The organism is Streptomyces sp. NPDC107538 (genome assembly GCF_055657445.1).
The window spans coordinates 415,745-427,915 of the sequence record NZ_JBVKAY010000007.1; the positions used below are offsets into that span (position 1 = coordinate 415,745).

Genomic DNA, 12,171 nt, shown 5'->3' on the forward strand with positions numbered 1-12,171 from the left:
TCAGCGGACAGTGCGGTAGGCGTGAATCAGCGTCTGGGTGACGCTGTTGCCCCGGGTGTCGGTGGCGGTGGCCTTGAACGACACGGATCCCGGGGTGCTCGGCTGGGTCAGTGTCACGGACCGCTTGCCGCCGGTCGTGGCGCGGACCGTCGTGTTCTTCCAGGTACGCCCGCCGTCGTAGGACACCTTGACGGTCAGCGACGCGAGCGCGCCCGGAGCGGACGCCGCGCCCTGGACCACCAGGGGGACGGTGATGCGGGTGCCCGCCTTGGCGGTGCTGTCCAGACCGAGGTCCGGTGTGAAGCGGACGACGGACAGGGGCATGGTGGTGAACTCGGTGGGCGAGGGCCGCAGACTGAAGTCCCAGACCGCCAGGACGCGGGTGCCGACGCGGTACACGGCGGCGTCGCGGGAGGCGTCGACGCTGAGCCGGTAGCGGGCGCCGCGGTCTTTGAGCCCGCTGTTGACCGGGAGGTCGCAGAGATCCTGTTCCTCGTCGAAGAGGACGGTGCCGTCCGTCGTGAAGCGGGTGCGGTAGGCCGTTTCGGTCGAGTCGAGGAAGCCCGTGTGGCCGGCACCGTCGCTGAACATCGGCACGCAGATCTGGTAGTAGGCCCCCGAGTAGGCTCCTCCGTAGTCCGCCGGGAGGGACGGGCCGAACACGGCCGTGCCGAAGCTCTTCTCCCGGTAGGTGCGGCCGGGCTCGTAGCGGTGGAGATCGCCCTCCCAGGTGCCCAGCCGGGGGCGGGACTCGGAGCCGACGGTCGCATTCAGCCTCCAGCGCAGGCCCCGCTCCGTGGACACGTAGTGGATCCCGGAGCGGTACGGCGCCTTCCGCGCGACCCCGCCGAGGTCCGGGACGAATATCTCGTCCTCCCAGCCGGGCACGGTCCAGGCGGCGCCGGGCGTGACGAGGGCGCCCGCCGGGACCGGGCCGGTGGAGGTGACGACCCTGGCCAGGCCGCGCGCGGAGACGGTCCGGTCGAGTCCGGTGAACATCGAGCCCCGGCGGTCGACCACGAGGGCGTACAGCGGATCCGTCGCTCCGCGCTGCCAGATCCCGCCGTACTGGGCGATGAAGTCCCCCGGCGGTGCGGAGGGCCCGGCCTGCGCCACACGGATGCTGTCGTAGTCGTCCGCGAACAGCCCGCTGTAGTAACCGTTCTTCGGGTCACCGGCCGCGACGAGCAGCTGCGCGCCGCGCACACGGGCCCGGGGGTCGGGTGCGGTGACGCGGACGGGCTTGGCGGTGCGCGCGTCGAGCGTCAGCGTGCGGTCCTTGTCCATCACCAGCCGGGGCGTCACCAGCCAGGACAGCTCGGTGCGGCTCCCGGAGGCATGCTCCATCCTGGTGTCCACCAGGTGCCGGCCCTCGGGCAGCCGGACGGTGACGACGCCGTCACCGTCCTGGTCGCCGTAGTCGTACGGGAGGTGCGTCCGGCCCCCGTCCAGGTCGGCCACGGCCACACTGATGTTCCGGGCGGGCTTTCCGTCGCGGCCGGTGGCCTTGAGGGTCAGGGTGTACGACCGCTCCTCGCGCACCACCCCGACCGGGGTGCGTACCGTCTGCCCGTCGCCCTTCGCGACGGCCAGGGCGGACCAGAGCCCGTCGGCGAGACCCGCGGTGTGCGTGTCGGCGGTGACGGTCGCGTCGGCCGTACCGCCCGCCGGGACGGTCAGCCGCGACGGCGAGACCGTGAACACGTCGGCGGGCGCGGCCCCGCCGCCCGGACGGACCGGATCCGACATCGACAGGTCCAGAGCGACCGGCCGGTCGCCGAGGTTGTGGTAGGTGAGGGTGCGAGAGACCAACGGGTCGTCGCCGTGCGGCCACTGCTGGACGCCGAGATCGAGGGACGCGGGCCCGGTGCTCACCGTGAGGCGGATGGCCTGGGCGAGGTCGACTCGGCCGGCCCCGACCGCGTAGGCGCTCTGTCCGGCGAGCGGCTCGGCGGAGGCCATCAGTGCGGCCTTCAGCTGTTGCCCTGTCCACCGCGGATGCTGTTGGGCGACGACGGCCGCGGCACCGGCCGCCGCGGGGGTGGCCATCGAGGTGCCGGACATCGGGACGTAGCCAGGGGTCGCGGGGTCGCCTCCCTGGCTGTGGACGGCCTTGGCGGCGACGATGTCCACACCGGGGGCGGACAGGTCGGGCTTGAGGGTGTCGCCGGCGGTCGGCCCTCGGCTGGAGAAGTCGGCGAGGCGGTCCTCACGGTCCACGGCGGCCACGGTGAGCGCCGACTCCGCGGAGCCGGGAGAGCCCACCGTGTGGTCGCCGGGCCCTTCGTTCCCCGCCGCGACGGCGAACAGGGTGCCGGAGGACTTCGACAGGTCGTCCACCGCCTGCTCGATGGGGTCCGCACCGACGGAATCCGTGCTGCCCAGGCTCATGTTGACGATCCTGGCCTTCCGCTGCACCGCCCACTGCATGCCGGCGATGATCGCCGAGTCCGTCGCGAAGGGGCCGTCGAAGACCTTGCCCACGAGCAGCCGTGCGCCGGGCGCGACGCCCATGTACTTCCCACCGCTCCTGGCCCCCGACCCGGCGATGGTGGAGGCCACATGGGTGCCGTGCCCGTCGGTGTCGTCCGTGGTGCCGCTGCCGCCGAAGTCCTTGGCCTCGGAGACAGCCCCTCGCACATCGGGATGGGTGGAGTCGATGCCGGTGTCCAGGACCGCCACGGTGACGCCCCTGCCGTCGTAGCCCGCCCGCCACGCCACGGGCGCGCCGATCTGGACCGGGCCGCCTCGTGGATCCGGATCACCCGCCTTCCTCGCCGCCGCCGGGGAGTGCCGGGCCGCGTCGAGTTTCCTGCGGCCGTCCAGCCAGACCCGTTCGATACCGGGAGCGGTCGTCAGGGACTGGGCCGAACCGCGGCGAGGGTCGGTCAACGCCGCCAGGAACCGGCCGGTCCGGGCCTTGGGGACGGTCATCGACTCCCCGCGCACCACGGGCAGCCGGTGCCCCACGTCGGCATCCGCGGCGCGCAGCGCCCGCCGGGCGTCGCCCTGCGCGGCGCCCTTCTCGTACGTCACGATCAGCGGCACAGTCCGCCGGTGCGCGTCGTCGTAGTCGGAGGCGGCGAGCCCCGTCACGTCGAACAACCGGCGGTCCAGAGTGCCGTCGGCCAGCAGGCCGGCGACATCGGCGGGCGTCACATACGTGTGGCCGGCGAAGCGCTGTACCGACACCGGTATCCCGGTGCGTCCGGGACCGTGGGTGACCTCGGTGACCCTGCCCCTGGAATCCAGGTCCACCGCGTCCCCGGTGATCAGTGTGATCCGCTCGACGGTGCGGCCCGGTGCGCTCCGTGCCGAGCCCGCCCGGCCGTCGACTCCCGTTCCCGCGCTGCCGTCAACTCCCTTTCCCGGTGCGGCGGTCGCCGGCAGTGTCCCGCCGGTCAGGCCCAGCAGGGCGGCGGAGGCGACGCCCGCCAGTACCGCCCTGTGTGTCGTGCCTCGTCTGTCCACGCGTGTGGTCCCCAACTGGATGATCCCTCCCGAACAGGCCTGTGCGGCACAGGACATGAGTGACGGTCACGGGCCGCTGCTGACCGACACCGGCCGGGCGCACGCCGACCGGCCGCGTCCGACTCTCGCTCGGGGGGACGGCCGGGCACTTCTTCCGATCGGCCACGTCCGCTCGTCCGATCGGTAGAGGGCGCGGGCTTCGCGGGAGGGGCAGGTTCACTCGGCCGGCAGCAGGCCGGCGTCATGGGCGAGGATCGCGGCCTGGACACGGTTGGCGCAGCTCAGCTTGGTCAGGATGTGCCGCACATGGGTCTTGACGGTGCCCTCGCCCATATGGAGCCTGCTGCCGATCCTGGCGTTGGACAGACCGAGTCCGACCAGCACGAGCACTTCCTGCTCGCGAGCGGTCAGGACTTCCATCAGCCGCCGTGCCTCGGTGGTCCGTCGTGCGCGGGTGAGCACGTACTGGTCGATCAGGCCCCGCGTGATGCGCGGAGAGAGGACGGCGTCACCGCGCGCGGCGACGTGTACCGCCTGGATGAGTTCCTGAGGGCCGGTGTCCTTCAGGACGAAGCCGGCGGCGCCGGCCTCCAGGGCGCGGGTGATGTACTCGTCCTCCCCGAACGTGGTGAGCATGACGACCCGCACCGACGGCACCAGGGCGGCCAGCCGCTCGGCGGCGGCGAGACCGTCCACGCGGGGCATCCGGATGTCCATCAGCACCACGTCGATGCGGTGGCGGACGGCGAGGTCGACCGCCTCGGCGCCGTCGGCCGCCTCCGCGACCACCTCGATGCCCGCGTCATGGGCCAGGACGAGGCGCAGGCCCGCCCGCATCAGTGCCTCGTCGTCGGCCAGCAGGACCCGGATCGGCCCGGTCGGGTCGTCGTTCATGTCCGCCCGCTCCTCAAGGACCACCGGCGACACCGTCGCCGATCTCGTAGCGGTCGACGGCGATCAGACGGTCCTCGCGAAAACAGAACCGGACGATCAGCATCCGTTGCTCCTCCGGCCATTCCTGGGTGTACAGACAGGCGCCGGGGGACGGGGGAGGCGACTCGACGCGTCGTGCGGCGAACCGTGCCAGGGGGTCGTCCGGGCCGACGAGGAGGGCCACCCGATCGAGGGCCATGCCGATCGTCACCGTCCGCGACGCGGGCGTTTCCACCATCCGCCGGTACTCCGCCGAGGTCCACGGCAGCACATGGAGCCCCACGGTGACCAGCGCCGTGACACCGACCAGGCAGGCGGCGAGCACCGCGGACGTCCCCAGACGCACCCCATGGCCGAAGGGCGTCTGCGGTCCGTCGGCCGGAGCCACCGTGGCCGGAGCCGAGGTGGTCGGAGCCGTCGTGCTCGGAGCCACCGTGGCCGGTGGCGATCGGTCGTCCGTGGCCGTCTCGCTCCGCGTGACCGGCCGGGTGCCGACAACCGGCCCCGGCGGCACGCGCAGAGGCAGTTCGGCGCGCATCCGGAAACCGCCGCACTCGGTGGGACCGGCGGAGAAACCGCCGCCCAGCAGGGTCACCCGCTCCTGCACTCCGACGAGGCCCATTCCGGTGCCGGACGCGAGCGGGGCCCCGCCGGAAGGCCGCTTACCGCCGCTTCCGTTGCGGAGGTCCACGCGGACGGCGTCCCGTCCACGCTCGACCATGACCGAGACCGCCGCACCGGACGCGTGCTTGTGCACATTGGTCAACCCCTCGCGGACGACGCGGTGCACGGCCCGTCGTACGGGCGCGGCGACGTCACGCAGATCGTCTCCCCGCCACGTCAACCCGATGGTGACGCCCGCCGACCGGGACTGCTCGACCAGCCGCGTGATGTCCGCGCGCAGACCGGTCTCCCCGGCCGGCCGCAGCGCCGCGTCCTCGCGGCGGGCGGAGCGCAGGACGCCCAGAATGAGGCGCAGTTCGCGCATGGCGGTCTGAGCCGTACCGCGGATCAGTTCGGCCTCGCGGCCGTCGCCCTTCCCGCCGTCGCCCTTCCCGTCGTCGGCTCGCGCCCTCCCCGCCGATGCCAGTTCCAGGGCGCCGGCGTACTGGGAGATCAGGCTGAGCCGGTGGCCGAGCTGATCGTGCATCTCCTGGGCTATACGGGACCGTTCCTGAAGGCGTGCCGTCGACTGGGCCAGCCGGTAGTTGTCCTCCACGAACAGCGCACGCTCCCGCAGCGCGTGGATCACGCGGTCCGCCGTTCCCAGCAGGGCGCGTACACCGGCCGGCAGTCCCAGACAGACCAGGGCCGTGAACAGGTGAAACGTCGTCAGCACCATGGTCGGCAGGGGGCTGGAGAGCACGGCCACGCCGTAGCCGATCGCAGCGGCCGTACCCAGGACGGCGAACCGCCGCCCCGCCGACCGGTGCCGCCCGCAGACCGCGAAGGCCGCCACCGCGACCGCGCTGCCCGACGCGGGCCAGAAGCCGAACAAGGCGGTCGCGCCGACCACGGCGACGGCCGGCGACCACAGCCGGAGCAGCGTGGTGAACACCGCGCCGCCCATCGCCCCCCAGGTCAGGAGCCCCTCCGGAACGGAGGCTGTCGGCGTCCATTCGGGGTTGCTCCACAGGCTCGCCGACCCCCAGGTGATCAACGCGATCAGGCCGAGCAGCCCGATCTCCCGCACGACCCGTTCCGTCGGACGCGCGCCCGGAGACGCCAGAGCCTGAGCCTCCCGCACGACACGGGATACGGTTGCCAGCCGTCCTTCGTTCATCGCCGGGCCCTGGGGGGTCAGTTCGACATCCCCGAGCCGGCCGGCGGAGAGGTGACCGGCCGATCGTTTCGCAGCTGCGCGAAGAGCTGTTTCGCCCGCGGGCCGTCCCACCGCACGGCGATGCCCTTGGCGGTACGGAAGCGCACGTCGGACACCGGAACGGTGAGCCGGCCGCCGCCGCTTCCCGAGACCTTCCGTACCGCCCGCAGCAGCGCGGTGAGTTCGGGCAGGCCCGTGCCCTCGTCGACGACGAGGGTGTCGAGGCCCGCCTCCGCGGTCGAGAGGAACCTGGACGGGTTGAGTACGACGTCGGGTCGGGTGGCTCGCTCCGCTAGGGCGGCCAGGAACTTCTGCTGGTTCCCGGTACGGCCCAGGTCGCCGCGTGCCTCCTGTTTGCGCTGGCGGACGAACGCGAGCGCCTGCGCGCCGTGGAGGACCTGACAGCCGCGCTTCACATCAAGGCCCGAGTCCTCGTCCTTGATGTCACGGTCCACGCACATCTCGACGCCGTCGACGGCGTTCACGACGTCGACGAAGCCGCCGAGACCGATTTCCACGTAGTGGTCGACGCGCAGGCCCGTGTTGTGCTCGATGGTCTGTACGAGCAGTTCGGGGCCGCCCAGGGAGTACGCCGCGTTGAGCTTGTCCTCGGACGCCGGACGGAGCTTGCCGGTCTCGGGACGGAGGGTCTCCGGGATCGTCACCCACGAGTCGCGTGGCAGGCTCACCATCGTGGTGCCGTGCGCGCCGGTGTGCAGCAGGATCATCGAGTCGGTACGGCCCCCCTGGAACGAGCCCGTGTGCAGTTTCCTCCTGTCCGCCTCGCTCAGGCCCTCCCGGCTGTCGGAGCCCACGACGAGGTAGTTGGTGCCCACGCCCCGCGGTGGCCGGTCGCCGGCCTTTCCGAGATCGACCTGACGGTTCAGCGAGGCGTCGGCGCCCAGGTAGAGGCCGACCGGGACGAGCAGGAGGACGAGCCCCAGCAGGAGCAGCGTCCGCCCGATGCGACGGACCAGGCTCCGGCGGACGCGGGCCGGCCGCCGCCGGGGCGCGACGCGGACGCCCGCCTCCCTCGTGATCGGACGCGGTGCGGGCATCACCGCCTCATCCGCGTGTCCGTCGAAGTCGATCCAGGTGCTCGGCCGGTCGCTCATGCCGCGTACTCCCTGCTGGTCGGCTCCATGGGACGGGACTCCTGGCCGGCCGTGCCGGTGCGGTGCGGACGCTGCCACCTCAGCCGTCTGCCGATCAGCAGCGTGACCAGGGAATGGATGACGACGAGGTACATCAGTTGCCGGTAGACGAAGGACTGCAGGGGCATGGCCCACAGCGCCCCGGCCCGTTCACCGTCCAGCCGCAGCGCGTATCCCGCGCAGCACATCTCCATGGCGAGGAAGGCGAGCCACAGCACGGCCGCCTCCACCGGGTCGCGGAAGAGGGCCCCGTACAGGGCGAAGACATCGATGACCGGCGCGAACAGCGGCAGGAGGATCTGGAAGAGCGTGAGATGGACCAGCCCACGACGGCCGAAGCGTCCCGCGGCGCCCCGTTCCACGAGGGCGTGGCGATGCTTGCACACGGCCTGGAGGGTGCCGTAGCACCAGCGGTAGCGCTGCCGCCACAGTTGGCGCAGCGAGACGGGGACCTCGGTCCAGGCGATCGCGGACTCCTCGTAGACCACTCGCCGGCCGGCCCGCCACAGGGCCATCGTGAGATCGGTGTCCTCGGCCAGGGTGTCGTCGCTGACGCCGCCGACCTCGATGAGTGCCGTCCGTCGGAAGGCGCCGATCGCGCCGGGCACCGTCGGTACGCACTGGAGCACATCCAGCGTGCGGCGGTCGAGGTTGAACCCGAAGACGTACTCTAGATGCTGCCATCTGGCGAGCAGCCGACGCCTGTTGCCGACCTTGGTGTTGCCGCTGACCGCACCCACGGCCGGATCCGCGAGCGGCTGGACGAGCCGGTGAACGGCGTCCGGCTCGAAGACGGTGTCGGCGTCGACCATGACCACGATGTCGTGCCTCGCCCGGGACAGGCCGTGGTTGAGGGCGGCGGCCTTGCCGGCGTGGGGACGGCGGATCACCGTCACCCGGGGATCGCCGACGCCTTCGGCCACGGCGGCCGTGCGGTCCGTCGACCCGTCGTCGATCACCAGGATCTGCAGAGGCCGGTGGGTGGAGGCAAGCAGGGAGCGGATGGTGGACCCGATCCCCGCCTCCTCGTCGTACGCCGGGACGAGGACCGTCACCGGATCGGTCACCCCTCCCCGCCGGCCGGCGCCGGGGCCGGCCGGCGCACGGTCGATGCGCCGGACATGGACGCGGGCCAGGAGGGCCAGCATCATCAGCCGGAACGCGACCAGCGTGCCCACCGCCACGAGCGTCCAGGTCATGCCGTCGGCCAGCGTCCGCCCGACGACGGCGGCCCGGAGCAGGGCGGCGCCCTCCCGGCGCTCGGAGGAGGACGCCGGTGTGTTCGCCGGGGCCCGGCCGAGCCCGGCCGTCACGGTGGTGAACGTTGCGTTCGGGTTGCCGCGCAGCAGCCGCCGCGCCTCGCCGTGGCCCAGGCCGGTGTGGCTGAACTGGCGGATCGCGCCGCGCGCGGGCTTCCGGGCCGGGTCGTCGGCGGCGACCAGCGCGTATCCGTCCGCGGCGGCGTGCACGGCCGCCCCCCACTCGGCCCCGCACAGGGTGTCCACGGTGGTGGTCCCCGGCATCCGCAACAGTGCGGTGCGCACTCCCGCGCCACCGGCCAGTGCCCGCTGGGTGAGCGACAGTTCCAGTCGGCGGCGGGTCCGGGACGCCGGGCCCAGGGCGTCGCCGCTGTAGGTGTGGGACCCGATCTCGTGTCCTTCGGCGAGGACACGTCGTACCAGTTCCGGGTGCCGGGCCGCCCGGGACCCGTCGAGGAAGAAGGTGGCGCGTGCCCGGTGCTCGCGCAACAGGTCGAGCAGGCGCGGGGTCCAGACGGGATCCGGTCCACCGTCGAACGTGAGCGCGACAGTATGCGCGGGCATCCCGGCCGACGTCACCCGGTCGCCGCTGACGCGCAGCACGGGGCCGCCTTCCGCCACGGCCTTCGGTACCGGCCGGGTGCACGCGAGCCGCGCTCGTGAGGCGTCCACCTCGTTGCGGGTCCAGCCCTCGAAGAGCAAGGCGGACACCAGCACGGAGAGGACGACGACCAGTAGGAGCCAGTGCCCGCGGGGGACGGGGGAGAAAGCGTGCCGCCCCTTCATCCTGTGGTGCTCCCGGTTCGGATCCTTACCGTGCCGAGGGCGGCGAGAGTGCCGAGAGCCGAGCGTTCCACGCGCATCCGGATGCCTTCCGAGAGGTTTCCGCAGCAGGATGGCGTGCCCTCCGCGTGAACCGCGTCTACCGAAGGGGCCGACCGGGTCTGCCGATGTGCAGACCCGAACGCACCTACCAGACCCCGCAGTTGACGGAGAGCCATCGGTCACTGCTTGCCGGTGCTATCGATTTTCGATAGATTTCTATCGCCGGTCGGGCGCGAACTCGCGGACCATGTGGGCATCACCCCCGCCGACCTGGCGGTGCTCAAGAACGGCCGGGCCGAGGCGGTCCGCTTCACCACCCTCGCGGCCCTCTGTGAGGTGCTCGCATGCCAGCCGGGAGATCTGTTGCGCCGGGAGACCGACCCCACGGGACGTCCGCTGCTTTTCCTGGACGTCGACGGCACGGTGCTGCCCTACGGCGGGGCGCGGCTCCCGTCGGCCGCCGAGGAGTGGGGCGACTGGCAGCACGCGTCCAACCCGAAGCTGGCGAGGATCGACCTCACCCACGGCCCGCGCCTGCTGCGGCTGCCCTGCGCGCTGATGTGGGCCACCGCGTGGATGGGCGACGCCAACGACGTCATAGCCCCGCTCCTCGGACTGCCGCCGCTGCCGGTCGTGGAGCTGCCGGAGGCACCGGAGGAGGACCGTGCCGATCTGCTGGACTGGAAGACCCGGGCCCTCGTCCGTACCGCCGCCGGGCGGCCGTTCATCTGGGCCGACGACGAGATCACCGGACTCGACCGGGCCTGGGTGGCACGGCACCACCCGGGACGGGCCCTCCTGCACCGCGTGGAACCCGAAGTGGGGCTGACCCCCGCCGACTTCACCGTGTTCCAGAGATGGCTGGCCGGCGGGTGAGCAACTGCTTTCGGGCCCGCTACCGCACGAGCTTCCAGTCCTGGGAGCCGTCCGAGGTCGCGTTCTGGAGGGTGAGCGGGGCGTCGGCGGAGGCGCCGGTCAGGTAGAGGTCCGGGTTCTTGGTGGACCGGAGCTTGACGTGGCCCTCCGTGGACGGGATGACCGTCCAGGTGCCGGCGCGGCTGTCGTCGACCCACTGGCCGATCCGCTGACCGACGGTCGCGTTGCCGGTCCAGACCGCAGCCGCGCGACCGCCCGACTTGTTGAGCAGCGTGACACCGCCGTCGGACTTGGTGACGACGTGCCAGTACTGGGTGTCCGGGTCGGCGGCGGCCCCGGCGTCCTCCAGGACGACGTCGGGGACGTCCCCGTTGCCGAGGTCCGCGTCGGTGGTGTTGTTCCCGGTGCCGATGACCTGGCCGGTCTTGCGGTTCACCAACTGCCGGTAGGCGCCCGCCGATCGCCCGAGGTCGACCTCGGCGTACGCGATCGTCGACGTGCCCTGGTTGTTGAGGATCACGACCCGGCCGGTGCCGTCCACGTACTGGAGGTTGCGGCTGTAGCCGGCCCGCGAGGTCGTCCGGTACTCCTTCCACACCCCGTCACCGCGCCCGCTGCCGTTCACCCAGACACTCCCGCTGCCGGCGGCGTTGTACACGAGGCGTCCGTCGGGGAGCCGGATCAGGACCGGGCTGCCGCCCGCCGCGAGCGGACGGGAGCCGGAGACGACCGGCAGCGCGTCGACGCCCATACCGGTGGGGGAGCCGCGGAAGAACTTCAGCGGGTCGTCCGCGATCCGGTAGCGGGTGTTGGCCCCGCCGCCCCAGTACTCGTAGGTGAGCAGCCACTTGCCGTCCGAGGTCGGGACGACGTTGGTCATGCCCGGCCGGCCGCCGCCGATCTCCTTCTTGCCGCCGCCCATGTCCTCGGTCAGCCCGGCGATGTCGACGACGGGATCGCTCCACTTCGCACCACTGCCGTCCCACGTCTTGTGCACCAGGATCTGGCCGTGCGAGTCCTTGGCGGTGTCGTTCGCCGGGTCGAGGCGCGGGACCCCGGTGGCCGGGTCGAAGCCGAGGTAGTCGTTCTCGTCGGAGTAGTAGCAGACGAGCTTCCCCTTGTGGACCATCAGGTAGGGCTCCCAGAGGGGGTCCACCTGCCGGTGCGTGTTGGCGTTCGCGACGTTCTGCCCGACCGCGCCCGCGCTGCCGCCCTGCCAGCCACCGGTCGCGACGACGTTGAGGACTTTCCAGGTCCTGCCGTCGTCGGTGCTGGAGTACAGGGCGATCGCCATGTCGCTCCGGTCCCCGTCGTTGGACGGCGTCCAGTCGGGGTCGGCGGCCTTGTGCTCCTTGTAGTACCGGTCGTCGCCCGAGACCACACTCGCCAGCAGCAGCGTGCCCGCCGCGAGACCGCCGACGCGCTGCGGAAGGACGTACAGGTACGGGTTCGTCCAGTTGCTCGTGTACTTCGCGTAGCGGGGGTCCTTCGACAGATACGCCGGGGCCTTCACCTCCGACAGCGGCTGCCAGGTCGTGCCGTCGTCGTCGCTCTTGTAAACGGGGAGCGTCTGCCGGTCCGCGCTGCCGGTGGCCTCCACGACCGTCGACTTCTCGAACGAGGCGACCAGCCGGCCGCTCGGCAGCTGCGCCGACTTCGGGTAGACCGCGCAGTTGCCCCGCCCCTTCAGACAGGGCTCGCCGCCGAGTTGGTACAGGGTTCCGCCGGTCGGGTCGTACGCCTGGGCGCTGCCCGCCAGGGGGATGGCGAGCAGGGCCGAGGTTCCTACGACGACGCCCAGCGCTCTGCCGAGTCTTCTGCTGTGCACAGC

The 12,171-nt window shown here is 72.1% G+C and carries 7 protein-coding genes and 1 pseudogene; 2 read left to right on the plus strand and 6 right to left on the minus strand.

Going from position 1 to position 12,171, the window contains the following annotated elements; genetic code table 11:
- From ACZ7MG_RS26500 to ACZ7MG_RS26520, 5 genes are all read right to left on the minus strand, one after another.
- Positions 1–3,471, minus strand: a complete 3,471-nt coding sequence (locus ACZ7MG_RS26500) for a S8 family serine peptidase (RefSeq protein WP_471381059.1) — start codon at positions 3,469–3,471, stop codon at positions 1–3.
- A gap of 216 nt (positions 3,472–3,687) precedes the next feature.
- A complete protein-coding gene (locus ACZ7MG_RS26505) occupies positions 3,688–4,365 on the minus strand; it encodes a response regulator (RefSeq protein ID WP_471381061.1) in 678 nt (225 codons plus the stop codon).
- A gap of 13 nt (positions 4,366–4,378) precedes the next feature.
- Positions 4,379–6,097 (minus strand): sensor histidine kinase, encoded by a 1,719-nt coding sequence (locus ACZ7MG_RS26510; RefSeq protein ID WP_471381062.1) that lies wholly within the window; start codon positions 6,095–6,097, stop codon positions 4,379–4,381.
- Positions 6,098–6,204: 107 nt separating this feature from the next.
- On the minus strand, positions 6,205–7,341 hold the full coding sequence (locus tag ACZ7MG_RS26515; protein WP_471381065.1) for an LCP family protein: 1,137 nt from the start codon (positions 7,339–7,341) through the stop codon (positions 6,205–6,207).
- On the minus strand, positions 7,338–9,425 hold the full coding sequence (locus ACZ7MG_RS26520; protein ID WP_471381068.1) for a bifunctional polysaccharide deacetylase/glycosyltransferase family 2 protein: 2,088 nt from the start codon (positions 9,423–9,425) through the stop codon (positions 7,338–7,340). The genes ACZ7MG_RS26515 and ACZ7MG_RS26520 overlap by 4 nt, the downstream gene beginning before the upstream one ends.
- A 231-nt stretch (positions 9,426–9,656) precedes the next feature.
- Between ACZ7MG_RS26520 and ACZ7MG_RS26525 the strand changes: the two are divergent.
- Positions 9,657–9,833 (plus strand): annotated as a pseudogene (locus ACZ7MG_RS26525) (helix-turn-helix domain-containing protein); the annotation flags it as partial.
- Complete coding sequence (locus tag ACZ7MG_RS26530; protein WP_471381732.1) at positions 9,828–10,340, plus strand: HAD domain-containing protein; 513 nt, start codon at positions 9,828–9,830, stop codon at positions 10,338–10,340. The pseudogene ACZ7MG_RS26525 and the gene ACZ7MG_RS26530, both read left to right, overlap by 6 nt.
- Before the next feature lie 19 nt (positions 10,341–10,359).
- Here the strand turns inward: ACZ7MG_RS26530 and ACZ7MG_RS26535 are convergent, their stop codons facing one another.
- Complete coding sequence (locus ACZ7MG_RS26535; RefSeq protein ID WP_471381071.1) at positions 10,360–12,168, minus strand: RICIN domain-containing protein; 1,809 nt, start codon at positions 12,166–12,168, stop codon at positions 10,360–10,362.
- Positions 12,169–12,171: the final 3 nt, after the last annotated feature.

Bases quoted from the DNA above. Each gene is read 5' to 3' on its own strand.
- ACZ7MG_RS26515 (WP_471381065.1), bottom strand. From the start codon at position 7,341: ATGAGCGACCGGCCGAGCACCTGGATCGACTTCGACGGACACGCGGAT.
- ACZ7MG_RS26505 (WP_471381061.1), bottom strand. From the start codon at position 4,365: ATGAACGACGACCCGACCGGGCCGATCCGGGTCCTGCTGGCCGACGAC.
- ACZ7MG_RS26520 (WP_471381068.1), bottom strand. From the start codon at position 9,425: ATGAAGGGGCGGCACGCTTTCTCCCCCGTCCCCCGCGGGCACTGGCTC.